This is a genomic window from Acetatifactor aquisgranensis (assembly GCF_943193215.1).
Classification (GTDB): Bacteria; Bacillota; Clostridia; order Lachnospirales; family Lachnospiraceae; genus Acetatifactor; species Acetatifactor aquisgranensis.
This window is the reverse complement of sequence record NZ_CALPDH010000004.1, coordinates 22,035-44,674: the sequence shown is the minus strand read 5'-3', so window position 1 is coordinate 44,674 and position 22,640 is coordinate 22,035. Positions and strand designations below refer to the sequence as shown.

Here is a 22,640-nt window from a genome sequence, read left to right as displayed (position 1 = left end):
TATCTATTTTATCAATCAGCACTGACAGAAATTTTCCATCAGTGCGACGTATTACTGCAATTTTCAATCTTTTTATAAACGGCAGCTCGACAAAGATGAATCCTATAAATATTTCAGGGGTCCTTTCACTTCCTCCGCGATGTATTGAATCGCTCCTCCATATATCCCCAGCCGCTCAGCCTCCAGCAGCATTTCCTCACAGGCTTCCTGTAGAAGCTTTCCGGTCTCTGCCTTTGTCTCTTTTGTCCTGTCACCGGTTTCTTCCGTTGCCTTTCCTTTGGTTCCTGTCCCATCGGCCGCCTGGCGGGCCAGGTTGATGGCTTCTTCCATTTTTCCGCAGATTGACTCAAAGGCAAGCTTCTGGTCTCCGTTCAGATGGCTGTCTCCCAGTTTCTGGATTTCCCCTTTCAGGCAGAACAGCAGAAGACTCTCCTGTGACGCCAGGTCGCGGTACATTTTCTCTTCAGTGCGCCCGGCAGTCAAAGGCTCTCCAGGTTCTGTCCATGCCCGGGCGGTATCTTCGGACAGGCCCCGGAAGAATTCCAGAGTCTCCTCCAGCCGTTCCTGAAAATTCGAAATACCGTCAAAAAAGTGTCTGTGTAACGGTTGTCTCCAGATATCCACATTTGCCGCGAACGCAACCGCTTCCAGGCGGAAAGACGCATCCTCCAGCAAGTAGAGAGTCATCTCTTCCAGCGGCGTGGCGGAAAGTTCTTCAGCTATCCTCAAGATTTCCTCTGCAATATAGGTATAGGGCAGCGAAGGATCCGACAGCGTCTGCGCTGCAGCCCGGCCCGCTTCCACACAGCTTTCCAGCTTCTTTTTGCCGTTCTGTCTCATATCCTGGAATATCAGCGCCGACAGCTCCTGGAAAAATGCCGCTATCTTCCCGGCCCCAATCCGGGCCTGGCGGGCCAGAGCGTCATATCTGTCACACAGGGGCTGAAATGCTTTTCGATGCTCCGGCAGCGCCCTGGCAATGGTCAGGCCTGTCTGAAACGCTGTGACACTGGCTTCATAGGCAGCGTCCTCTACTGCTTTGATAATCAGGAATCGGGCAGATATCTCATCCGGGCGCTGAGCTATGGCGGACACGCTTTCCAGAATCTCCTTAATCCGCCCGGCAATCTTTTCCGCTTTGGCGGCAGAAAATTTCCAGAATTGCGCATATACTAATGTCCCCATTTCGTTCTTGTTGCATTCCGCACCATCAGGCATCTCTCCTGTTGACCTCGCAGCACATTCCCTGCCATCAGGCAGCTCTTCTGTTGATTTCGCAGTGTTTCTCTCATCATTAGACAAGTCTTCCGTTGCCCCCTCATTACATTCCCCGCCATCAGACAGCTCTTCTGCCGCCCCTACATTGCGCCTCTTGCCATCAGGTATTTTCTCCCCTGTCTCCGAGCCGCATTTCCCGGTGCCGACAGTCCTTCCCTCCATTTTTCCCGCGCACTTCCTGGTCTCCGCCGCTGTCTCCATCGCCGCTGCAACCAGACTGTTCAGTTCCCGGATAATCTCGTCTGTAGCCTTTGAATACATCATGATGCTTTTCTCCTTTCCGCTCTTCCGCGAATGCGTGGAAAGACGATACTTTCTGTACTCCGTCGGCGTCACCCCCATATACGCCTTGAAGCTGCGGGTGAAGCCCTCATGGGAATCGTAACCGTATTTCAGAGCTATCTCCAGGACCGTGCTGTCCGTCCCCGCAAGCTCCCCGGCCGCAAGGGACATCCGGCGCCTGGCCACATATCCCATGACGCTGTCCCCCACCGCTTCCCGGAACATCCGCTGATAATGATATTTGGAAAAGTGGATGCTCTCCGCAATGGCTCCCACGGTGAGCTTCTCCTGAATCCTCTCCTCTATCATGTTCAGGGATTGAAATATCGGATTGTTTTCGCACATCTTCCCACCTCCCGGTTCCTACTGGCCGGCAAATCATTCCCAATCTGCCGCTTTCAAAGAAACCTTGTTTTCAAAGAATCCCTCGGCGGCAGCTTTTCGGAAGCCGCCAGCCGATAAACCCAATATACAGCGAAACCTCCTTCTTTTCTTGACGAAAAGTGCTCCCCTTACAAAATTCCTTTCAGGTCAAGCATGGACAAGGATATCTCCAGGGCACCAACCGTAAATCCCTCGCTTTTGTCAAATTCTCCGTGACAGTCACAGCCGCCGGTGATTCGCATATCGTTATTTTTGCAAAAGTGAACACAGGTATCCGTTGCTTCTCTTGTGTGCGATGGGTAATAGCATTCAATCCCTCCTAATCCGCACGCCCTCATTTCGCTGAGCATGGATGCAAATCCGCCCGGATTTCGTTCGTGCAAATATCCCGGATGTGCCAAAACAGGCACTCCTCCCGCCTGTCTGACCATTTTGCAGAAATCCCACATATTGCATTCGCCAAAATCCGATAAATGATTCGGCGTCCCATATCTGCTGTAAATGGTTTGATTCGCTTCTTCATATGATTTTGCAGCACCCTTGGCCACCGCATAATACAGATACTTCCATCCGCCCTTTTCTTTTGGATATGCAAAATGACGATATTCTTCCAAAGACATTTGCGGATAATCCTGCATCATATTATAAACGATATATTCACACTCGATTGCCCTATACTGTTTATCCATAAACGTTTTCATTTCCGCATCGTTTGGATCAAAATTGTATGCGAGCATATGCAGGCTTTCCCCTTTCCACAGGACTTCCAACTCTACCCCCAACACATATTTCATCCCGTTATCCCTGCAGATTTCGGGCAAAACGGAATACGCGCCGATGGTTGCATGATCGCATATGGAAAGCAGACCGACATTTCTCCTTTTAGCAAGCGCTACGATTTCCTCAGGCGAACGGGAACTGTCAGAATACGTTGAATGAATGTGCAGATCGACTTTCATAACTTACCTCCTCTGAAACTTATCTCTGTACCGACACAATCAGTATAACATGCCAAAATAAACATCACAACATCCACTCCCCGCATCCTTACCCATCCCGTAGACAGTAATACTTTCCATATATATATGGTGTATTTTCAGATAGTAAACCGGGAGAATCTTTGTTATAATATTAAGAAAAACAGGCTCCCGGAATTTCAGGAAGCAGAATCAGGCATTGGGGCTGGACGGCACCCGGAAAGGCGGGGCAATCGGCCCGGAGAAGCTCCGGAAAACAGCGTGATATTCGGTTAGGAGATTTCGTAGGAGCATTTTTACAAAAAGACAGAAAAAGGAGGAAACAAAAATGTACGCCAGTATACTGCCAGTTTTACGCTGCCCCCATTGCGGGTCAGGATTTGAACTTACGGAAAGCAAAAAGGATGGCGGGGAAATCGTTACGGGGAAAATCGTCTGCGGAAAAGGGCATTCTTTTTCCATCCGCGAAGGCATTCTGGATTTTCAGTCACAGGAACAGGAACTCCTCAATTCCTGGAGCGAATATTCGAAAGCGGAAAGCGATGACAGTCTCGACCGGAAATTTGACGCCGGCAAGACAGAAAATCAACGGAAAATCGAACATGACTTCCTTGACGGCATCGTGGAGGAAACTGCAAAGCTGAAAGCGGGCCTTTTACTGGATGTGGCGTCCGGCAGAGGATTGCTTCTGCGCAAACTGTTGGAAAACACGGATCCCAATGTGGAAATCATTTCGGCTGATTTGAGTTTTCACGTATTAAGGCATGACCGGCTGAAGTTCCGGCAGATCAATCCCCGCATCAAGGTGAATTATATTGCCTGTGATGCCACGAATCTTCCAATCCGGAATCACAGCATCGACATGGCCTGTACCTATGGAGGGAGACTTGATTCCCTGTGCCGGGGAGTGGTTCGCAAATACCGTGCTCATCGCGGAATAGAAAACAGACAGACAAAACCATTATGAGAATGCAACAGGAATCCAATATGAATAAAATCATGATAATCGAAGACGATCCTGTGACACGGGACGAGCTGACCTTGCTGCTGGAAAACGAGGGATTCCAGGTAAAGGCCGTGACCGCGTTCACGGATGTGGCCAGACAGGTCGGGGCATCCGCTCCCCAGCTTGTGCTGCTGGACTTGGGGCTGCCGGGGAAAGACGGATTTACTCTATGCATGGAAATCCGCCGAATATCCCAGGTTCCCATCCTCATCCTCACCAGCCGGGATTCCGCCCTGGACGAGCTTCAGGCGCTGAACTTAGGGGGTGACGATTATATTGCCAAGCCCTACAGCATCCCTCTGCTGCTGGCGCATATCAATGCCCTTCTGCGCCGGTCTTTGGGCGCACAGGAGCCGGATGTGCTGGAGGGGAACGAGCTTTCCGTGCATCTGTCCCGGGGAACGGCATCCGCCGGGGACACCAGTGTGGAACTGACCCGCAATGAGCTGCGGATTCTGGTACATCTGATGCGGCATCCCGGCGAGATCGTTTCCCGGGCGAATTTAATTGACGCTTTATGGGATGAACATATCTATATTGACGATAATACCTTGAGCGTGAACATGACGAGACTGCGGGGGAAACTGGCTTTGCTGGGACTGCCGGAGTATATTCGGACCAGGCGGGGACTTGGCTATCAGTGTGAGAAGAAGTTCTAGGGCGTCAAAGGACGCCGCTATTGTGATGCAACATTTTAGGCGGAAAGGTTAGGAGCTTGGGACATGAATTTGGGGGAGTTTTTGGGGGAACGGATGGGGCGGGTGGTCATGCAGGGGGTTTTTGTTTTGGCTGCTGCGGTCATTTTGCTGGTTACAGGGACGCAGGCGGGTATTGTGGTTATTTTGGGGGTCTTTTGGGTGTTGCTGGTTTCGGGGGTGCTTATTTTTGATTATTTTAAGGAGCTGGGGCATCTCAGGGAGCTGGAGAGTATTATGGACGGGCTGGATCAGAAGCAGTTGATTATGGAATGCGCTCCGGAACCGGACACTGTCTATGAGCGGGCGCTGTTCAGTCTGATGCGCCGGGCGGGCAAGGACATGATTGAGACGGTCTCTGATGCCCGGGCCGCCCAAAAAGAGTATCGGGAATATATCGAGAGCTGGGTTCATGAAATCAAGACTCCCATCACGGCGGCGCGTCTGCTGTGCCGGAATGCGGACAAAAATCTGCAGCGGAAGCTCACTGTAGAGCTGGCTCAGATTGAGAACCATGTGGAACGGGTTCTGTTCTATGCCCGGGCGGAGCATCCGGAACAGGATTTCCTCATCCGCCAGACCTCATTGGACAGCCTGGTGGCGGAAGCTATCGAGCGCCACCGCTCCCTGTTGATTCCAAACGGCGTGCGCATAGAGACCTGTGACCTGGAACATGTGGTCTATACGGACAGGAAATGGGTCTGCTTCATGCTGGGGCAGCTTCTGCAGAACGCGGTGCGGTACCGGAGCGGGGAGCCGGTGGTGGCTTTTTCCGCAAAATCCCTGGGGAACCTGGTGCAGCTTGTGGTCAGCGACAACGGAATCGGCATCCCCGCCCAGGAGGTGCCCCGGGTCTTCGACAGGGGCTTCACGGGCAGCAACGGCCGCGCCCGGGGCGGTTCCACCGGGATGGGGCTGTATCTGTGCCGGAAACTGGCAGACCACCTGGAAATCCAACTGGATATGAAATCCGTGGAAAGCCAGGGGGCCAGCGTGACGCTTACTTTTCCGGCAAAAAGCACAAAGTCAAGCTCAATCCAGCATTAAAGTATGCCCCTCATCCCAATTGTCCAGGGCAGAGAAATCATCTATCTGATTATTTCTCAAGTCGAGGGTAGTCAGCAATTGCAAATCGGCCAAAACAGAAATATCACGTATCTGATTATTGCCCAAATAGAGATTATCTAACGATTGCAAACCAGCCAGAGGTGAAATATCACTGATCTGATTACCCCCAAGGTTCAAGTATAACAGCTGCGTCAAGCCGCTCAGGGGCGAAATATCTTCAATCTGGTTATTTCTTAGATCAAGCCTTGTCAATTTTCTCATTCCCGCCAAAGCTGAAATGTCTTCAATCTGATTATCCGCCAGTATCAGCTGGTGGAGGTGCTTCAGATTAGACAGGGCCGAGATGTCGCTGACCTGATTTCCCTCCAATATAAGATTGTCCAGATTTGTCAAATTTGCCAGGGCAGAAATATCGCTGATCTGGTTGCCCTCCAGTATAAGAACCCGGATATTAACCAGTTCTCCCAAAGAAGATATATCTGTAATATTCATGCCCAAAAATGCATTGCCCAGATCCATGTACTCCCACACATCGCTGAGCATGATGTCTCCTTCTTCCATCCGTAAATAGCGGCGCATTGCCTGCTCCAGATTTTCATCCCCCCATTCCATCACATGATCCTCCAGCCCTGCCTCATCCCAGGGGATAAATGTCTGTATGGGTACAGGCGGCTCTTCCTCTTTGACAAAGCCAGGGATATCCGACATGTCAAACGCTTTCACAGTAATTTCTGCCTGCCCGCCCTCTACAGACATTGCTGCCGTTTCCCCTTCGGAGATAACTGCTGCCGTCGGTTCTTCTGATTCCTGACCTATCATGCATTCCACCTTGCCTTCCAGCAGATAGATTCGCATATGCTCTGAATCCGGCACCTCTATCCATCCGCAGGTACCTCTGATTCCTACAGCCATTGTGGAAGTGCGGATATCCATGGTCTCATCATCGGCCAGGGGTTCCGATATGTCAAAATACAGATTGCCGGAATTCAAAAAGACTTCCAGACTGTTTCCCTCCTTTTGGATTTCAATATCGCTGTTCTGGTCCATTTTTATCAGCTTTACGTCGTCCAGATTTATCCATGCATAGCTCTCCGGATTGGTCTCCATCTGATAACCGCTGTACAGATTCATATCCACAAAGGGTTCCAGCTCCCTTGCCTTTTCATTCCTGACGACAGCTTCGCCTTCCGTCCGCGCTAATTTCATCGTAGTAGCTTTCGCTCCGCATGCCATGCACAACATCGAAACTGCCAAAAACAGAGATACAACGCATATAATAGAAATTTTCTTTCGCATAATTCCTCACTTTTATGAAAACACATGTCAGTTTTCTTATACAGAGATTCTTTAATTCATCCGGAGACTGTTCCCGAAGCCACCCCAGGATCTCCGCCGCCCGGCTGAGAAACCTGGGCTCTCCCACGAGCGCCAGGCTGTCGGAATCCGCCCGCATCTTCCTGGCCGGTGACAATATATACTGACCATCACAAATAATCTTCATTCCAATTCGCCCAGCATCTTCTCCGGGTCCTCCGCGGCCTTGACCTTATCGTTGGCCCGGATAATGATTCCTTTCTCGTCAATCAGGTATGTGGTGCGCACCACGCCCATGGAAACCTTGCCGTAGTTCTTCTTCTCTTTCCAGACGTCATAGGCTTCGATGACCTTGCGCTCCGGGTCGGCCAGCAGCGTGAACGCAAGGCCGTACTTTTCCTCGAACTTCTTGTGGGATGCCACGGTGTCCTTGCTGACCCCCAGCACCACCGCGCCCTTTTCCATGAACTGGGGGTACCTCTCCGAAAAGCCGCAGGCCTGCTTGGTGCACCCGGGGGTATTGTCCTTTGGATAGAAGTACAGGATTACTTTCTTTCCCGCGTAATCCGACAATTTGTGCATATCTCCATTCTGATCCGGCAGTTCAAAATCCGGTGCTTTCGTTCCTGTCTCTAACATGATGTTCCTCCATTTTTTCGTTTATTTTGAGCTGTAGCAATTTCTGATTAGGTATGCCATAACTTGATAGATAACTTGTAATCCATTCTAAAAAAATCCGGCCATACAACGCAGCACTTCCTCCACTCCTTTTCAGCCTGGCGGAAAGCCGGAGAGGATGTCCATTCTTTCAAAATATCCGCACGCAACTTTTTTCGTCAGCCACACGCCGTTTTCCGACAGATAGAACGGTTGGCCGTCTCTGTGCATTTCCCCGCTACGAATCTGCAGCACCACAGGCTTGCCGTGGCGTTTTCCTACCTTTACGGCGGTTTCGACATCCTTTGACAGATGGACGTACAGCCGGCTCATGGGCTTCAGGCCTTCCGCGTTTATCGCGTCCAGAAATGCTTCAGCGGTTCCGTGGTACAGGATTTCCGGCGGCTCCTGTTCTTTCAGCTCCACATCCACAGGTATGCTGTGGCCTTGATTTGCCCGAATCAGCTTCTTGTCCTGGCTGAAGCTGTAGCGCTGTTTCTTGTCGGTTGCCACGATTTCTTCCAATATGTCCCTGTCCATCTTTCGGCCGGTGCTGCAGATTCCTGCCAGCAGCTCCTCCACATCGGCCCAGCCATGCTCGTCCAGCGTGACATGCGCTTTCTCCGGCTTGTGGCGCAGCACCTGGCTGAGAAAAATGCTCAGTCCGTCTAAACTCCCCATGCTTTTCCTCAAATCCCTCCATTAGTCTTTCCCGGAAAACCCATGGCTATCAGAACCATTTCACTTTCATCACGAAATTTTTCGCATTGTGATAGCCCGCTTTTCCGTAATATCTCTCATGCATCTCATCATTCACAGCCTGAAGCTCCACACAGGCCGCTCCCTTTTCCCGGACCCGCCGCTCCAGCTCCCCCAACAGGCTGCTGCCCAGGCCCTTGTTCTGGTGTTCCCGGGCAATCACGATTTCCTCCAGCGTGTATCCCACGATGTCATCGTATTGCTTGAAATATCCGACAGCGAATCCGATTACATCTATGTCGTCTTCCATGAGCAATGCATAGGAGTCGTCCATGTGCAGCACCTGGCGGATTCGTTTCCCCGCCGTCTCAGCCGTCCAGCAGCCCCCTTCCTGTTCGTTATAATAGGAGAGATACATGGGCAGAATCAGCTCTATATCTTCCAGTTTCATTTCGCGGATTGTCATCTTCCATTTCCTTTCTTCAGATGCTTTCTGCATTTTCTTTCCAGCTTTTACGCCGTTCACAAAACATTCATTTGCCTCCCCGGCCCATTTCCCATATAATAAATATAAAACAGCATCTGCCATAAGACAAGACCAAAATGACAAATGCTGGATAAAATGACAGGGAGATTCTGTAATCGCCCGCATCTCCGATGGCACAGTTCCCATGGTACAAATGATAAGAAAAATAGAATCTTACAAATTTGTAAGCTAAATCAATATAAATTCGATACCATTTTCCCTGTGGCGGGTGTATCATTGCCTTACAACATCCCGCTGCGAATCCCAGTTTTCGCAGCAGCTTCATAGGAAAGGAGAGCGCGGCATCCCGGATTATCAAAAACGATATTCCGTTTATATGCCACCGTCTACACGCATGCTACAGGTAAAAGCCATCGAAAAATATTACGGCAGCAAAAACAACGTCACCAAAGCCCTCGACCGCATCAGCTTCGAAGTAAAGGAGGGGGAATTCATCGCCATCATGGGCGCGTCCGGCAGCGGCAAGACCACGCTGCTGAACTGCATCTCCACCATCGATACCGTCAGCGCTGGGCATATCCTGCTGAACGGAGAGGATATCTCCAATCTGCCCCCCGCCAAACTGGCCAGCTTCCGGCGGGAGAAGCTGGGCTTCGTCTTCCAGGACTTCAATCTGCTGGACACACTGACTCTGGAGGAGAACATCGGCCTGGCCCTCACCATCAACCACAGAAACCCCCACCAGGTCCGGGATATGGTACAGGATGTGGCCATGCGCCTAAAGATTGACGATATCCTGGATAAGTTCCCCTACCAGGTGTCCGGCGGCCAGAAGCAGCGCGCCGCCTGCGCCCGGGCCATGGTGGCAGGGCAGTCCCTTATTCTGGCGGATGAGCCCACCGGTGCCCTGGACTCGAAAGCGTCCAAAAATCTTCTGGAAATTCTGTCCCGGATGAACCAGAGCTGCCATGCCACCATCCTCATGGTGACCCATGACGCATACAGCGCAAGCTATGCCACCCGGGTGCTGTTCTTAAAGGACGGCCGGCTGTTCAACGAGCTGATCCGCGGAGACCGGACAAGGGCCGTCTTCTACCATGAAATCCTGGACGTATTGGGGCTGTTAGGGGGTGATATCAGTGACGTTATCTAAACTTTCCCTGCGCAACGCCAGACGGCAGGCCGGAGATTATCTGATCTATCTCGTCACTGTCATCCTGTCCGCCGCCCTGATCCACGCTTTCAACGGACTGGTCTTCTCCCAGGAGCTGCTCACCCTGTCCTCCTTCATGGAAAGCCTGCCCGTTTTCATCATTATGGCCAGCATCCTGGTCATCGCCGTCACAGGGTGGCTGATTCACTACGTCACCGCCTTCATGCTCACAAGACGCAGCAGAGAGCTGGGCACCTATATTCTCATCGGCCTGGAGCCCGGCCAGGTGGCCAGACTGTTCTTTCTGGAAAACCTGGCGGTAGGCGGCGTGGCCCTGGGGCTGGGGCTGCTCCTTGGCAACCTGATCTTCCAGGTGCTGCGGGCCATCACCCTGTCCCTGTTCCATGCCCCCTATACCTTCAGCCTGGCTATTCCGCCAAAAGCGGTGGCGCTGACCTTTGTATATTTTGCCGCCATCTATCTGCTGGTGCTGTGGAAAAGCCGGAAACGCATCCGGACCATGAACATCCATGACCTGATTTATTATGAAAAAAAGAACGAGACCGAAGCTGTCAAAAAAAGCCGGAACCGCCGGAAATTATTTACGGCATCTGTCCTGTCCGGCCTCCTGGGCATCTCGCTGCTGCTGACGAAAATCCTGCCCTTAGCGTTACTGGGCGTCGTGTGCGTCCTCGTCTTCCTGTACGGATTCTTCCTGAGCTTCTCCTCCAGCGTGCCCGCTTATTTCGACAGACGGCCCGGGAAGAAATACGCCTCCCATACGCTGCTGATTTACCGCAGCCTGTCCGCCAAACTGAATACCATGGGACTGACCATGGCCACAATCTCTTTGCTTTTTACGGTCACTTTGATTTGTGAGGGAACGGGCATGCTGTTCAGTGCCCTGTTTGAAAGCCGAGTGGACGGGAGCACCTGTTTTGACATCTTTGTCGGTACGGAAGCCTCCGCTGCAATATCGGATAGTTCCGCAACAGCCCAAACGGCCGCGCCCCAAGCGAACAATCCCCCCGCGGGCGCTTCTACCCGCAGCATACAGAACCCGGAATCCCATACGGAGTCCGCATTCCCGGAGTTCCAGCCTTATCTGGAATATGTCCGGGACCAGGTTCCTCTGCGGGCCTCCATGCAGTATCATATCTACCGGGGAGAAAATCTCCAGGTGACGAACTATATTGACGAAAACGCCTCGTATTATGCCTATTACGACTACGACCCCCTGATGGCCTACAGCGATTACGCGGCCCTGCGGAAAATGCTCGGATACAGCGAGGCCACCCTGGAGCCCGGACACTATATCATCCACTGCATGGAATATCTGGGCAATCTGATGTCTGACTACAATGATATAGTCAATATTGACGGAAACCGGCTTTCCCCGGGCGGCGTATATACAGAGCACTTCACCCAGAAGCTGTGGGACGGAAACGGACGGGGATTTCTCCTGGTGGTGCCGGACGAATGCCTGGTTTCCTGCCCTGTGAGCCACAGCGTATACGGCGTCATGACCAGCGTACCTCTGACACAGGAACAGGACGATGAGCTGCGGGAAATCCACGAGAACCATATGGGCGGAAACGCCGGACTGACCTATTTCTCCGCCGGCTTTTTTACCCTGATGACCAGGACTTCCCTGGCAAGGGAATACGCCTCCATGTCGGCCTGCACCATTTTCCCGCTGTACTATCTGGCGCTGGTTCTCACCATGGCTTCCGCCACCATCCTCACAGTGCAGCAGCTTGACGAAAGCACCAGGTATCGGAGGCAGTTCACCCTGCTCCGAAAACTGGGCATGGACAGACGGGACATGTCCCAAACTTTGCTAAAGCAGTTCGCCATCTACTACGCCATGCCCGCTCTGCCGCCCCTGTTGATCGGCATCCCGATCCTCTGTGCCATGTCCTATGCTTTTGAACCCGGCACCATAACAGGGATTGCACATCTGGCCGGAATCCTGGGAACTGCCTTGGGGCTGTTCTTCCTGATTTATTTCCTGTATATCCTGATGGCTTACAGCAGCCTGAAGCGCAGTGTGCTGCATTAACGTTTTTCCAAATATTTCTCTATTCTGCACCGATGCTTTCTTTTCCCCGACGGCGCATCCTTCGCATAGCTGATTCCTACCAGAAGGATGTCGCCGCCATACTCTTTCACAGCCTGCGGGTAGCGTCTGTCCAGAATCTGTTCGATGGCACCATCCGCCGACTGGTTCCACTTCAGCTCTACCACCAGGGCCGGCAGCATAGAATCCTTTTTCGGCAGATATACTACATCCGCGTAACCGGCTCCCGCCGGCAGTTCCTCGAACATCACATATTCGTCCCCATAGCTGAAATAAGCCCGCTTAATAACACTCCTCAGCGCCTGCTCATTGTTATAGCGCAGTGGCGACTCCTCCTCATGAATCTTCTCAATCTGCCTTGCGACGGCCTCTTCATCTCCCCGGACGGTATCCTCGATAAGCCGTGCGCTCTCCCACACTCTCCGAATGGTGTCATCGCGTTTTACATGACGGATGGCTCTGGTGAATTCCAGCCGAATCTCTTCGTTGGGAATATGCGCCCTCTGCGTCTCTTCATCATAGGTCAGGTATCCCAGATGAATCAGCAACGTCAGCACATCGTCCCTGTCCCGGAAAGTCACCAGATCGTTCGCAAAGCCTTTCGTGTCCACCTTAGTCTCCACGCCGCCAATCAGCTCCGCGACCGTTCTGCCCAAGCCGTCAAAATCAAGGCTGATATACCCCATCAGGCTGTCCGCGGCGGATGTCTGCGTCCAGTATGAATCAAAGTCATCATTGCGTATTGCTTTCATAACGGAATTGGGATTATAGACGGATGTCAAATCCCGGAAAGAATAGCCGTCATACCACTGTTTCATCTTCCCAAAATCGCTGCCGTAAGTCCGGCAGAGCTCCCTGACCTCATCCTCCGTAAATCCCACATATTTTCCGAACTGTCTGGGCTTGACCATGGTATATTCCAGAAAGTCCGATATGGCCGACTGGGAGCCGTCCTTTTTAATGGGGAGGATGCCTGTCATGTACGCCGCCGCGAAGATTTTACTCGTCATTCCGCTGTTTTTGAACAGGGAGCGCAGAAATTCCAGATATCTTCTCTGCAAGTCAGGGTGCCCCACAGATTCCCGTATAGGCGCGTCCCATTCATCTATAATCATGACGAATTTATTTCCCGCCGTTTCCACCGCATTGGCCAGCGTTGCCGCAAACCCTTTGGCAGCCTTTGACTCCGGATAGCTCTCTGCAAGTTCCTCCATGACGCTCTCCTGGATATAGGGCACCACATTCGCCACAGACGCTTCCCCTATAGCCTCTGTCATATCCAGGTAAATCACATCATACCGGTTCCTGTAATCCCGGTAATGTATGTCTCCCGCAATCTCCAGATCATCAAAAAGCCCTGCCGAATCGCAGGTCTTGTCATAATAGGCGCACAGCATCTGAGCCGCAAAAGATTTCCCAAAACGGCGGGGCCTGCTGATACATGTCAGACGCCTTGGCGTATCGATGGTCTGGTTAATCAACTGAATCAATCCCGACTTATCCACATAGACATCATTCCTGATTCCGGCAAATCCGGCATTGCCTGGATTTAGATAATTTCCCATAGACTTTCTCCCTCCTGTCACTCGCTTCCTGTCCGCAAAGCTTGTCGCCCTTTCCTCCTATGCAAAACCAAAACAATGGCTTCTCTCTTTAAACCCTGGTTCTTATGCTTGATTATAAAGTATTTGCCCACTGCCCGCAATGTATATCTGCAGATTCATTTTACGAGTCATCTGCTTACATAAAAATAAACAGGACAAATTGACCAAAGGGTTAGAATTCCTTATACTATTCGGCGGTCATGACAGGGATCTGCGCAGCGGACACTGGGACAGGGAGACCCTCTCCGCCAGCTCTTTCAATCCATTGTCCCGCAGGTAATCCTGCATAATAGGCTTGGACTGAGTGGACTCCGGCCCGATGATGATCTCCTGCACCAGCTCCTCCAGTCCGATTCCGGCTTTCTGACACATGTCCATCAGATCCAACGGATAATATTTCTTGATGCGCTCCACAGTCACATGATAGCAGGGGCTCACTTCGAAATATTCTTTCACGAAAGGGGAGACCACCAGGCGCACTTCCTGCTCCGACAGGAACGAGGGATGCTTGAACGCCGCGGAACAGCTCCAGGCATAATTCATGGCTTTCTTGATTTCCGTGCCATGCTCGGCTTCTGCTAAATCCTTCTTCCTCTTGACCAGCCGGTAGAATACGCCTGTGAGATTGTGGGCCGCCATATCGTCCTGATAGAAGACCGTCTGGAGGGACAGGACACCTTTGGCCATTCTCTGGAGATATTTCCCCTGAAAGGCGATGCACACGCCCCGGCCCCGGTTCCCGTAGCGCTCCCACTGGGCAGCGTCATCCCGGAAAAGGGAAAAACAGGCCGCATAGGCGGAATAGAAGAATTCTTTCTTCAGTTCCTCCCGAAAAAGCTCCCGCACCCATTCCGCCCGCTCATGATCCCCATCGCCCTCCAGCCGTCCGGCCACCGCATCGCACAGCCCCTCCATGAAATAGCGCATTTCCGCCGCATCGTTCATGTTCAGCACATTGTTCACCCGCAGCTGGGCCTGGCGGAGGATGCCGTCCAGGGCCTGATAGTCCGTGTAGTGATATAGAATGTCGTTCTCGTATTCCCTTGCCATTTGCGGTTCCTCCCGTAGACTTTATTTTAACACATTATAACCCAATCCTCTCCTGTTTTTTCTTAACTGCTCCGTCAATCCGAATTTTTCTGGTCCGAATCATTCCAGGCTTGACATCCAAGCCTACATCATGTTAATATATTTATGCCTACATATTGTTAAGATAAAAAGGAGAGCAACCATGCTGCAGCAGATATCAGAATCGGAGTCAGTCCTCATGAAAATCATCTGGAAAGGCGGCGGGAGGGCCCTGTACTCCCAGATACTAGACGCGCTGGAAAAGGACAGCCGCCAGTGGAAGAAGAACACAGTGCTCACCCTGCTTTCCCGCCTAATCGAAAAGAAATACCTGAAAATCCGAAAAATCGGCAGGCGCAACGAATATATCGCGCTGGTGGCGGAGCCGGAATACCAGACCCTGCAGACCCACAGTTTCCTGAACAAGGTATACGGCGGGAACGTGCGGGGCCTGGTGTCCACGTTGCTGCGGCAGGACATCCTCCCGGCAGAGGACATGGCGGAAGTGGAACGCTATTGGGAGGAAGTGGGCAGGTCCTTTCAGGACGGAGAACAGGAGGCTGCGGATGAATGAGTTTACCAAGACGCTGCTGTCGCTTACCCTGTCCGGCACATTGCTGTTCCTGTTCGTACTTTTCCTGAACCGTCTGTGCCGGGAACGGTTCAGTCGGCGCTGGCAGTATTATATCTGGCTCGTGGTAGTTTTGCGGTTTCTGCTGCCCTTTGCGCCGGGCTTCACTTTCAGCAGCTATCTGTTTGACAGGATAGAGACGGTGCGAACCCGGCGAATCCGGCACAGCAAACGGCTTCGTCCAATCCCCGCATCACGCAGTCAGCCACTGCCGGGACATCTCTTGCGCCTTTCTCATACGCGCAGATGGCTTCCCTGGCCTGGGGCATGCCCCTGAAGTCGCAATACCCTACGCCCTTGTCTACCTGGCCCGCCAAAGCGTCCCCGATGCTCTTGGGCAGTCCGAATCCGAAAGTCGCCGGGTTCCCCGTATTCAGCTTCAAAATCTCGATTCCTCTGCTCTGCATTTCCATGGCCTCCTCAAACAGAGGCCCCCTGATATCCGAATGCACGTTCCGCATTCTGTCTGCGCATTTAATCCGTTCCATCTTTCCCTCCTGCTCTGCTCCGTGTAAGCTTCATCCTTTACATTATCATACAGAATGATTATACTATAGTCAAATATATAATAGTTTGAACTGAAACAGCAGAAAAGAAAGGAAAAGCACCGGGGCAGGTAGGATAAATGAATGACATCCAGTTGGTTTTGTGGTAAAATATTCGTTATGAATCGTGGAATATCCTGGAATTTGATGGAGGTCTGAAAAAATTGAAAACCATATCCATAACCACCGGCAAAGAGGGAATCAAAAATCTGATTGTCGAATGGCTCGAACTTTTGGCACAGGAAAAATATTCAGAAGCGCTGGATTTGATTATGTATGATAATACCCAGACAGTGGACGGAGAACGATGGGTATGGACACCGGAGCGGTTGGAAGCGGCTGTTTTCACCTATGGGCTGCCGTGGTTCACAAAAGAGGACATAAAACGGGAGTATGGGGATGATTGTCCAGTCGACTACAAGGTGACTTCTATTCTGGATGCCCCGGACAGGGACAGGTTGTTGGAAGATATTGCATCCTCCATAGATTTCTTCGACTATGACATATCAGACGAGATGGCCAGGACATGGGTGATCACAGGATTAGATTACAAAAATATCATTGGCGATGTCCTTTTTGACGGTGTGCCTCTTAACGGAGAGCGAAGCGATTTGACAGCGTTGTTTTGGATTCTAAAAGTGAATGAAACTGATGTTACGTTACTTTTTCGCGAGCTGCATGTGATGTGACACAGTTTATGGAGGTACGCGGAGATGGTGGAAGTCCGTTTTTGTGAACAGGAAAAAATAGAAGACAGCCTCCTCGCCTTTGCAGTCATCCTCGCAAGGACAGAGGGCAAATGGGTCTTTTGCAAGCACCGGGAAAGGGATACCTACGAGGTGCCGGGCGGGCATCGGGAGAAAGGAGAGTCCATCCTGGAAACGGCCAGGCGGGAGCTGCGGGAGGAGACGGGAGCCATTGATTTCCGCCTGAAGCCGGTGTGCGCCTACTCCGTCAAGGGGAAAACCGCTGTAAACAAGGGCGATGAGGACGAAAGCTTCGGCATGCTGTTCGTGGCGGATATCTTCTCCTTTGAAAAAGAGCTGCACAGCGAAATCGAGAAAATCGTCCTTTCCGAAAATCTGCCATCCAACTGGACATATCCCGACATCCAGCCAAAGCTCCTGGCGGAGGCGACGCGGAGGGGCTATCTGGGGTAAACTCCCCGGGGCCCCCAGATACTTCCTCGAAGAATAGCAATCTCCGACAGAAATCACCTGTTCAAAAACTGCCACCCCACTCCCCATCAACCGCTCCATCCTATGCTAACCGCATAACCTCGGCTTCTTTACTTTATCCAGGGCATTCACTCCAGCGTGTGACTTGCCAGCCTTTGTACCGACATAACCGTCAGATAATCATGGTGTCGTCACACCGGGATGCGTTCGGTCATTTCATCCAGAACCCGATCATCTTCATCTCTTTATCGAAGCTTACGGTAAAGGTCAGGTTCCCCTTTTCAAAAGCAGCTACCACCACGGCTACCGCGGACTCTGTGCCCTCCTTGTCCTTCTGCCCCACCACAGAGCAGCTCTTGTACTCCTGAAAGGCGCCTTTCTGCCCGGTCATGGTCTCCATATTGCCGGCCAGAACCTCTGCCGATATGGCGGCCTGCATCTCTTCGCCCATGAGGCTCACGCACGCTTCATACTCTCCGGCCACCAGGTAGTCGATGGCCTCCTGGGCCGCAGCTTTCACCTTCTCCTCATCGAAGTCCCCGGAAAGCTTCGTGCCGCTGCAGCCAATCAGGGAAAGCGCTGCCGCCATGACCAGAATCATGATAATGCCTTTCCTCAGGAGCCCCATTCTGTTCGCTTTGTTTTTTGCCATTGTCTCTGTCTTCCTTTCTGATTTCGTTTCCGACTTCATATTTGTCTTCATTTGTATCCTCCTTATCTAAACGCATTTTCCGTCTGTTTTTGGCTTTTTCCGGTTTCCCGCCGCCACAGAACCTTACGTCTCCGTCAGCATACCGCTGCCCCCCTGATTTTTTCGACAAAGCCAAATCCCCAGTGCCAGCGTCAGGCCGCCCAGCGCAGCCGCCCATAACTCGATTCCCAGGACGCCCGCTCCGAATGCCGCAGGCAGGATGACCACGGCTGCGTCCAGCGCCCCATGCAATGCCACCGCCAGGGCCCAGTACCGTGCCCCCTTGCCCGTCCTCACGCCGTGCATCACAAGCAATGACGCGCCCACATGGAAAGCCATGGCAAAGAGCCGCTCCGCCCCTGACACCAGCACACTCCCCCAATCCGCCGGAAACAGCGCCGCCTGGCCCGTCAGCGCCATCACCGCCCCGGCAATCATATTGGGCCCCACCAGCAGCATGGCCTCTATGCCGCCGTGGCCCAGCCCGAACGCCAGACCGTGTTCCATGGCATCTCTCCCTTTCAGGAAGCAGCGAAAGGCTATCCACCGGGCCGTCTCCTCCGCCAGTCCCGCCGTCAGCCCCAGGAACAGGCCGTATCTCCAGGGGTACAGCTGCATCACTGCAAACCAGCTGAAGTTCGGCAGCACCAGCTGAAGAAGCGGGATGCGAATCAGCAGCTGGCTCACCACAAACGCCGCGGCTCCCCAGGCAAAGGCTTTCCCGGCCGCTTTCCGCTTTCGCGTCAGCAATATCAGGCCTGCAGCCGGCAGTCCGTAACATATGGCAATTCCTATGCCCAAGCTTGCCAATAACATCTTACCACCCCCTTTCCCGCCTTGGGAGCGCCTGGACACCCCGTCTCCGGCGGCTTATCCCTGCCTGCGGTTCTCTGTTGTCTGCTGTCCTGCAGGGCTTGTGTCCTTTATTTTAGGATCCCCACAACAAAAAAGCAATATGCCTTACCTAAGGTATGGCATATCGCTCCTGAAAGACAGCGTTCCCTCTCCCAAAGGGACGCCTGCCCCCGCAGCGGCGCAATCGTCGAAGCAGAAAGCCGGGGCCGGAGCCGGAAGTCACCCCGAACCCTCCGCCGCCAGCATCACCCGAACCGTGAACACGCCCTCCTTCCAGTCCATCTGCACGTCCCCTCCGTACTGCTCCACAGTCTGCCGGATAATTTTCAGGCCCAGCCCCTCATGGCCGGCCTTATGGGAACGGAAAGCGCTCCCGGACTTTACCGGAGCCATGTCACAGCTGTTCTCCACCGTTACGGACAGGAACTGCCGCACCCGGTTCACCCGCAGCCGCACATAGCCGTCCCTGCTCTCCGCCGCAGCAGCCACCGCGTTGTCCAGAAGGTTGGCGAAAAGCGCCGTCACATCCGTCTCCTTCATGAAATCCAGGGACAGTTCCCCTACCTTCATATCTTCTTTCACGCCCAGGCGTTTCATTGTTCTCGCTTTATCATTCAGAATGATATTCAGCAGCTTTTCCGAAGTATAGTATTTCTGCTGGAGACTGTTCAGCATCCTGTGGATGTCCCCGGCATACTTTTCTGCCCTCCGGATGTCCCCCCGGGCACTTTCCCCAACATTTCCCTGAACACTTTCCCAGGCACCTTCCCGGCCTTCTCTCTGAACACCTTCCCGGCCTTTCCCCTGGCACCCCTCCGGGCATGTCCCCCTCGCGTACAGCGCCTCCATGGCCTGGATATGGTTGCGGATATCGTGGATCAGCTTCCGGGAGGCTTCGTACTTCTCCTCCTCCTGCTCATAATACTGATGCTGCATCCGGGCCTGGGCCCGATAGAGGTTCCGCTCGTTCTCCAGCCTGTGGTTCTCGCTCATTATGTCCACCAGCACACAAAAGTAAATGTTCAAGCCAATCAGCAGCGCCAGATTTATTCCCAGCAGAACCAGCATTTCCTTCGTCGGAAAAATCTGTATCAGATACAGCATGCAGTATATATTGAAAACCGAATACAGGGGCAGCAGGACAGACAGCGCCACCTGCCTCAGGGTGATATGCCGCCCGGCTTTGTGCCCCACCGCCATGGACACCAGCAGAATCACCATGAATTCCGTCATCCTGGTGACCGCTACCAGCAGGATATACTGGAGCCAGGGCGTATTCAGGTACAGAATCCCTTCCGCCGCCAGTATCTGAAACGTCAGCACTGCCGCCACATCCGTAAGCCACACCGCCACGGACAGGATGAGATAGTACAGGCAGTAAATCTTCGGCGTCCCATAGACCCGCCAGGCCACCAAAGGGAACAGCAGCTGAAAGAGCAGGTTCACCCAGGTATTCCCCAGACTGGAACACGCTATGCACACCAGGATATAAGCCGCAATGATTCCAATCTTCCGCCGGGGCATGTCCGTATCCCCTGACATCCGGTAAGCCCCATAGAACATGCCCCCCAGGAGAAATACGCTTCCCACACAGGGAATTATCAGGTAAATCAGGATTTCCATGCCGCCTGCCCCCTTTCTCCCGCCAGGTACTCGTTCAATGCCCGGCGGAATCCTGCTGATTTCTTCTGGGACAGAGGAATCGTCCTCCCGTCTGTAAGCGTGATTTCATATCCATGTATGCGCTGTACCGCATATAAATTCACCACGAAGCTCTTGTGGGGCATGGCGAACCCGTAGCCCTCCATCTCCCGGGCCAATTCCGTAATCTGCCGCTTCAAATGCCACACCTGCTCCGTGGTATACAGGAGCACCTGCCGTCCCAGGTACTCGAAACACAGAATCCGGGAGGGCACCACCCGCACAATCCCCTCTTTCGCCACAAACTCCAGTTCCGGCTCCGGCCCTGCCAGCCCATAGGCAAAGGCCTCGTCCAGCTGGGCGAAGAGCTCCTCCGCTCTCAGGGGCTTCAGCAGATAGGCGAAAGCATGCACCCCAAAGGCGAAGATGGTATAGTCGCTGTAATTGGTGACATAAATCAGCTTCACCTCCTTGTCCGCCTCCCGGATGCGCCGGGCGGTCTCGATGCCGTTGAGCCCCTCCATATCGATGTCCAAAAGCAGAATATCGTACCTCTTTCCCGACGCCAGGAGGGCCTCCCCGCTGGAATAGGCGTCCACGGAGAGAGGGAGCTTTTCATATTGTTTCAGCAGTTCCAGGGTCTCCCCCAGAATATTTTCATCGTCATCGCAGACTGCTATCTTCATCATATCATGCCTCGATTCCCCACTTCAGCCCTGCGGATTTCGATTCATCCATCAGCCCCCGGCTCCGGGCTGTCCGTATCCACTTTCATCTTCTTGGCCGGTGACAATATAATCTTCATGACATCTCCTGAAACCACTTGTCAACAGTTTCCAAAAATCCATCCCTCAGAACAAATCCAACACATGGCAGGGCTTGCGGTAGAACACCTGAGCCAGTTCTGTCCCGCCGGCATTCATATGCGGGAGCGCCACCCTGATATCCGGCGTCATGGCTATGCTGTCCGTCCCCCGACAGCCGCCCAGCAGCACGGCCAGATTGCCCGCATCCAGCTCGATGTCCGCAGGAACCTTTACCCGCTCCACCAGATTCTCCCTGCCGGGAGCGAAGTCCAGCAGGAACGTATCGTTGTTCTCCGGGATGATTTTGTCCGAAATCCCAATCGCCAGCTTCCCCTCCCCCTTGCAGCGGCAAAGCCTCAAAAGCATCTCCGCGTTGACTGCCCGGGCCATTCCGTTTAAGACCGGCCTGTAGTCTATCGCGCTGATTTCCGGCAGCAGGCCCGCCAGCTCGATGTGATCCGGTATCCCGAACTCAATGTCCGCAAAGTTGGCGATGAACGCCGCATGGACAAAGTTCAGCAGACCGATCAGGGCTTTCGCATCCGTGAAAATGAGGCCGTCCCTGCAGGAAAACTCTGTCACGCAGTGGAGCGTATCCTTTACTCTGCTGCCGACGAGGAATCCTCCCGGAACGCCATCGTCATCCGACCAGAGGAACATCCAGCGCTTTTCGCCAAGAGGCTTGTCCCCCTCAAGATTCTTGTCGAAAGTTTCCCGCAGGCAGGAAAAATTGATGTCCCCGCAGGCTTTGCCGTAAAGCTCTGTCAACACGCTCAAATCATCGCCGGGCAGCAGCTGGCGCACCGTGCCGCCCGCATTCGGCAGGCGCTTCAGATCCTGGAGCTTCACCCTCCAGCGCAGGGTCTTGCCCGCAGGCGCAAAGCCATATTGCCTGTAATAGGCGGTGCTGAAAGGATACAGATGGGACAGGGCATACCCCTCCTGATACAGATCCCGCAGGGACAGTTCCATGCAGGCCCGGACTGCTCCGCCCCGGCGATGGGCCGGGAGCGTGGCCACGCCGCCTACGCCGCCCATTTTGACGATATGGCCGTCGAAGCGCACCTGCTTCTTATTCATGATGACAGAGGCCACCGGCGGCTCCTCCTCGCCGGAGAACGCCCCGTAGTAATCCTCCAGGGGATCCGCCTCTGCGGTTTTTGATTTTTCCAGTTCCTTTCCGTACTCGAAAGGGCCCTCAAAGGCCACGGCCATGTTGAGGCCCGCCCGCCAGTATTCACTAGGCTGTAATTTTCTTGCAAACATGCTTTTCCTCCTTGTAGTGGTTCCTTTTGCCTGCGGCATCATGACTTTCGTCACACTTCGCCCCGCATCTTTCGCTTTTCGCATTATATCATATTTATATCAGCTTTTGGGAATGTTTTTTGCAAAGCCGTTGTATCATAGAAGTATTCGCCTTTTTTTTAAAAAAACCTGGTGTTCCTTAGAATCCCTTTTCCCTGCCGAAAATACAACAGATACCTAAGTCTGTAAATTTTTCCGAAAGAGATGATAAAAGTTACAGAATGGTGTATTATAGA

At 52.9% G+C, this 22,640-nt stretch carries 23 protein-coding genes and 1 pseudogene; 9 read left to right on the top strand and 15 right to left on the bottom strand.

Going from position 1 to position 22,640, the window contains the following annotated elements; translation table 11 throughout:
* Nucleotides 1-102 precede the first annotated feature (102 nt).
* Nucleotides 103-1,905, bottom strand: coding sequence for a helix-turn-helix transcriptional regulator (locus NFS35_RS04620; protein WP_251205975.1), 1,803 nt, complete (start codon nt 1,903-1,905; stop codon nt 103-105).
* A gap of 167 nt (nt 1,906-2,072) precedes the next feature.
* Nucleotides 2,073-2,903, bottom strand: coding sequence for a PHP domain-containing protein (locus NFS35_RS04615; RefSeq protein ID WP_251205974.1), 831 nt, complete (start codon nt 2,901-2,903; stop codon nt 2,073-2,075).
* A 346-nt stretch (nt 2,904-3,249) separates the two neighbouring features.
* Between NFS35_RS04615 and NFS35_RS04610 the strand changes: the two genes are divergently transcribed.
* The 3 genes from NFS35_RS04610 to NFS35_RS04600 all read left to right on the top strand — a co-directional run bounded on the left by NFS35_RS04610 (nt 3,250) and on the right by NFS35_RS04600 (nt 5,669).
* Nucleotides 3,250-3,888, top strand: coding sequence for a methyltransferase domain-containing protein (locus NFS35_RS04610; protein WP_251205973.1), 639 nt, complete (start codon nt 3,250-3,252; stop codon nt 3,886-3,888).
* 20 nt (nt 3,889-3,908) lie between these two features.
* Nucleotides 3,909-4,586, top strand: a complete 678-nt coding sequence (locus NFS35_RS04605) for a response regulator transcription factor (RefSeq protein ID WP_251205972.1) — start codon at nt 3,909-3,911, stop codon at nt 4,584-4,586.
* 63 nt (nt 4,587-4,649) lie between these two features.
* Nucleotides 4,650-5,669, top strand: a complete 1,020-nt coding sequence (locus NFS35_RS04600) for a sensor histidine kinase (protein WP_251205971.1) — start codon at nt 4,650-4,652, stop codon at nt 5,667-5,669.
* Here the strand turns inward: NFS35_RS04600 and NFS35_RS04595 are convergent.
* The 5 genes from NFS35_RS04595 to NFS35_RS04575 all read right to left on the bottom strand — a co-directional run bounded on the left by NFS35_RS04595 (nt 5,655) and on the right by NFS35_RS04575 (nt 8,826).
* Complete coding sequence (locus tag NFS35_RS04595; protein WP_251205970.1) at nt 5,655-6,896, bottom strand: leucine-rich repeat domain-containing protein; 1,242 nt, start codon at nt 6,894-6,896, stop codon at nt 5,655-5,657. The genes NFS35_RS04600 and NFS35_RS04595 overlap by 15 nt on opposite strands.
* Complete coding sequence (locus NFS35_RS04590; RefSeq protein ID WP_251205969.1) at nt 6,853-7,191, bottom strand: hypothetical protein; 339 nt, start codon at nt 7,189-7,191, stop codon at nt 6,853-6,855. Before NFS35_RS04590 ends, NFS35_RS04595 begins: the two co-directional genes overlap by 44 nt.
* The gene (gene bcp / locus NFS35_RS04585) at nt 7,188-7,643 is read right to left on the bottom strand and encodes a thioredoxin-dependent thiol peroxidase (RefSeq protein ID WP_251205968.1); all 456 of its coding nucleotides are present in this window, start codon (nt 7,641-7,643) and stop codon (nt 7,188-7,190) included. Before bcp ends, NFS35_RS04590 begins: the two co-directional genes overlap by 4 nt.
* A 132-nt stretch (nt 7,644-7,775) precedes the next feature.
* Complete coding sequence (locus NFS35_RS04580) at nt 7,776-8,342, bottom strand: RNA 2'-phosphotransferase (RefSeq protein WP_251205967.1); 567 nt, start codon at nt 8,340-8,342, stop codon at nt 7,776-7,778.
* 49 nt (nt 8,343-8,391) lie between these two features.
* Nucleotides 8,392-8,826, bottom strand: a complete 435-nt coding sequence (locus tag NFS35_RS04575) for a GNAT family N-acetyltransferase (protein WP_251205966.1) — start codon at nt 8,824-8,826, stop codon at nt 8,392-8,394.
* A 397-nt stretch (nt 8,827-9,223) separates the two neighbouring features.
* Between NFS35_RS04575 and NFS35_RS04570 the strand changes: the two genes are divergently transcribed.
* Complete coding sequence (locus NFS35_RS04570) at nt 9,224-10,000, top strand: ABC transporter ATP-binding protein (RefSeq protein WP_330640018.1); 777 nt, start codon at nt 9,224-9,226, stop codon at nt 9,998-10,000.
* Entirely contained in the window at nt 9,987-12,062 is a 2,076-nt protein-coding gene (locus NFS35_RS04565; protein WP_251205965.1) for an ABC transporter permease, read from the top strand. Before NFS35_RS04570 ends, NFS35_RS04565 begins: the two co-directional genes overlap by 14 nt.
* Here NFS35_RS04565 and NFS35_RS04560 read toward each other — a convergent pair.
* Nucleotides 12,059-13,645: an AAA family ATPase gene (locus NFS35_RS04560; protein ID WP_251205964.1), complete on the bottom strand. Its 1,587-nt coding sequence runs from the start codon at nt 13,643-13,645 to the stop codon at nt 12,059-12,061. The two genes, NFS35_RS04565 and NFS35_RS04560, sit on opposite strands and share 4 nt — an antisense overlap.
* A gap of 237 nt (nt 13,646-13,882) precedes the next feature.
* Nucleotides 13,883-14,734, bottom strand: a complete 852-nt coding sequence (locus tag NFS35_RS04555; RefSeq protein WP_251205963.1) for a DUF2971 domain-containing protein — start codon at nt 14,732-14,734, stop codon at nt 13,883-13,885.
* 181 nt (nt 14,735-14,915) lie between these two features.
* Here NFS35_RS04555 and NFS35_RS04550 point away from each other — a divergent pair, with 181 nt between their 5' ends.
* Together NFS35_RS04550 and NFS35_RS29610 are read left to right on the top strand one after the other, a co-directional pair.
* Nucleotides 14,916-15,326, top strand: coding sequence for a BlaI/MecI/CopY family transcriptional regulator (locus NFS35_RS04550; protein WP_251205962.1), 411 nt, complete (start codon nt 14,916-14,918; stop codon nt 15,324-15,326).
* Nucleotides 15,319-15,474, top strand: a pseudogene (locus NFS35_RS29610) (M56 family metallopeptidase); the annotation flags it as partial. The gene NFS35_RS04550 and the pseudogene NFS35_RS29610, both read left to right, overlap by 8 nt.
* Before the next feature lie 19 nt (nt 15,475-15,493).
* Here the strand turns inward: NFS35_RS29610 and NFS35_RS04540 are convergent.
* Nucleotides 15,494-15,871: a pyridoxal phosphate-dependent aminotransferase gene (locus NFS35_RS04540; RefSeq protein WP_251206163.1), complete on the bottom strand. Its 378-nt coding sequence runs from the start codon at nt 15,869-15,871 to the stop codon at nt 15,494-15,496.
* A 221-nt stretch (nt 15,872-16,092) separates the two neighbouring features.
* On the opposite strand from NFS35_RS04540, the gene NFS35_RS04535 reads away from it, so the two are divergent.
* Together NFS35_RS04535 and NFS35_RS04530 are read left to right on the top strand one after the other, a co-directional pair.
* Nucleotides 16,093-16,617, top strand: a complete 525-nt coding sequence (locus NFS35_RS04535; protein WP_251205961.1) for a hypothetical protein — start codon at nt 16,093-16,095, stop codon at nt 16,615-16,617.
* Between the two features lie 24 nt (nt 16,618-16,641).
* On the top strand, nt 16,642-17,088 hold the full coding sequence (locus NFS35_RS04530; RefSeq protein WP_251205960.1) for an NUDIX hydrolase: 447 nt from the start codon (nt 16,642-16,644) through the stop codon (nt 17,086-17,088).
* Between the two features lie 229 nt (nt 17,089-17,317).
* Here NFS35_RS04530 and NFS35_RS04525 read toward each other — a convergent pair whose 3' ends face one another.
* The 5 genes from NFS35_RS04525 to NFS35_RS04505 form a co-directional block, all read right to left on the bottom strand.
* The gene (locus tag NFS35_RS04525) at nt 17,318-17,809 is read right to left on the bottom strand and encodes a DUF3887 domain-containing protein (RefSeq protein ID WP_251205959.1); all 492 of its coding nucleotides are present in this window, start codon (nt 17,807-17,809) and stop codon (nt 17,318-17,320) included.
* Between the two features lie 72 nt (nt 17,810-17,881).
* Nucleotides 17,882-18,613 (bottom strand): YhfC family intramembrane metalloprotease, encoded by a 732-nt coding sequence (locus NFS35_RS04520; RefSeq protein WP_251205958.1) that lies wholly within the window; start codon nt 18,611-18,613, stop codon nt 17,882-17,884.
* 258 nt (nt 18,614-18,871) lie between these two features.
* Entirely contained in the window at nt 18,872-20,275 is a 1,404-nt protein-coding gene (locus tag NFS35_RS04515; protein ID WP_251205957.1) for an ATP-binding protein, read from the bottom strand.
* Nucleotides 20,263-20,982, bottom strand: coding sequence for a LytR/AlgR family response regulator transcription factor (locus NFS35_RS04510; RefSeq protein WP_251205956.1), 720 nt, complete (start codon nt 20,980-20,982; stop codon nt 20,263-20,265). Before NFS35_RS04510 ends, NFS35_RS04515 begins: the two co-directional genes overlap by 13 nt.
* A gap of 162 nt (nt 20,983-21,144) precedes the next feature.
* A complete protein-coding gene (locus tag NFS35_RS04505) occupies nt 21,145-22,365 on the bottom strand; it encodes a GNAT family N-acetyltransferase (RefSeq protein WP_251205955.1) in 1,221 nt (406 codons plus the stop codon).
* Between the last annotated feature and the right edge of the window lie 275 nt (nt 22,366-22,640).

What these genes read in the sequence shown, in the direction of transcription:
- NFS35_RS04610 (WP_251205973.1), top strand. Translation starts at nt 3,250, where the DNA reads ATGTACGCCAGTATACTGCCAGTTTTACGCTGCCCCCATTGCGGGTCA.
- NFS35_RS04510 (WP_251205956.1), bottom strand. Translation starts at nt 20,982, where the DNA reads ATGATGAAGATAGCAGTCTGCGATGACGATGAAAATATTCTGGGGGAG.
- NFS35_RS04620 (WP_251205975.1), bottom strand. Translation starts at nt 1,905, where the DNA reads ATGTGCGAAAACAATCCGATATTTCAATCCCTGAACATGATAGAGGAG.
- NFS35_RS04520 (WP_251205958.1), bottom strand. Translation starts at nt 18,613, where the DNA reads ATGTTATTGGCAAGCTTGGGCATAGGAATTGCCATATGTTACGGACTG.
- NFS35_RS04575 (WP_251205966.1), bottom strand. Translation starts at nt 8,826, where the DNA reads ATGACAATCCGCGAAATGAAACTGGAAGATATAGAGCTGATTCTGCCC.
- NFS35_RS04580 (WP_251205967.1), bottom strand. Translation starts at nt 8,342, where the DNA reads ATGGGGAGTTTAGACGGACTGAGCATTTTTCTCAGCCAGGTGCTGCGC.
- NFS35_RS04570 (WP_330640018.1), top strand. Translation starts at nt 9,224, where the DNA reads ATGCCACCGTCTACACGCATGCTACAGGTAAAAGCCATCGAAAAATAT.
- NFS35_RS04530 (WP_251205960.1), top strand. Translation starts at nt 16,642, where the DNA reads ATGGTGGAAGTCCGTTTTTGTGAACAGGAAAAAATAGAAGACAGCCTC.
- NFS35_RS04615 (WP_251205974.1), bottom strand. Translation starts at nt 2,903, where the DNA reads ATGAAAGTCGATCTGCACATTCATTCAACGTATTCTGACAGTTCCCGT.
- NFS35_RS04505 (WP_251205955.1), bottom strand. Translation starts at nt 22,365, where the DNA reads ATGTTTGCAAGAAAATTACAGCCTAGTGAATACTGGCGGGCGGGCCTC.
- NFS35_RS04540 (WP_251206163.1), bottom strand. Translation starts at nt 15,871, where the DNA reads ATGGAACGGATTAAATGCGCAGACAGAATGCGGAACGTGCATTCGGAT.
- NFS35_RS04590 (WP_251205969.1), bottom strand. Translation starts at nt 7,191, where the DNA reads ATGAAGATTATTTGTGATGGTCAGTATATATTGTCACCGGCCAGGAAG.
- NFS35_RS04560 (WP_251205964.1), bottom strand. Translation starts at nt 13,645, where the DNA reads ATGGGAAATTATCTAAATCCAGGCAATGCCGGATTTGCCGGAATCAGG.
- NFS35_RS04525 (WP_251205959.1), bottom strand. Translation starts at nt 17,809, where the DNA reads ATGAAGACAAATATGAAGTCGGAAACGAAATCAGAAAGGAAGACAGAG.
- NFS35_RS04555 (WP_251205963.1), bottom strand. Translation starts at nt 14,734, where the DNA reads ATGGCAAGGGAATACGAGAACGACATTCTATATCACTACACGGACTAT.
- NFS35_RS04550 (WP_251205962.1), top strand. Translation starts at nt 14,916, where the DNA reads ATGCTGCAGCAGATATCAGAATCGGAGTCAGTCCTCATGAAAATCATC.
- NFS35_RS04605 (WP_251205972.1), top strand. Translation starts at nt 3,909, where the DNA reads ATGAATAAAATCATGATAATCGAAGACGATCCTGTGACACGGGACGAG.
- NFS35_RS04515 (WP_251205957.1), bottom strand. Translation starts at nt 20,275, where the DNA reads ATGGAAATCCTGATTTACCTGATAATTCCCTGTGTGGGAAGCGTATTT.
- bcp (WP_251205968.1), bottom strand. Translation starts at nt 7,643, where the DNA reads ATGTTAGAGACAGGAACGAAAGCACCGGATTTTGAACTGCCGGATCAG.
- NFS35_RS04600 (WP_251205971.1), top strand. Translation starts at nt 4,650, where the DNA reads ATGAATTTGGGGGAGTTTTTGGGGGAACGGATGGGGCGGGTGGTCATG.
- NFS35_RS04595 (WP_251205970.1), bottom strand. Translation starts at nt 6,896, where the DNA reads ATGAAATTAGCGCGGACGGAAGGCGAAGCTGTCGTCAGGAATGAAAAG.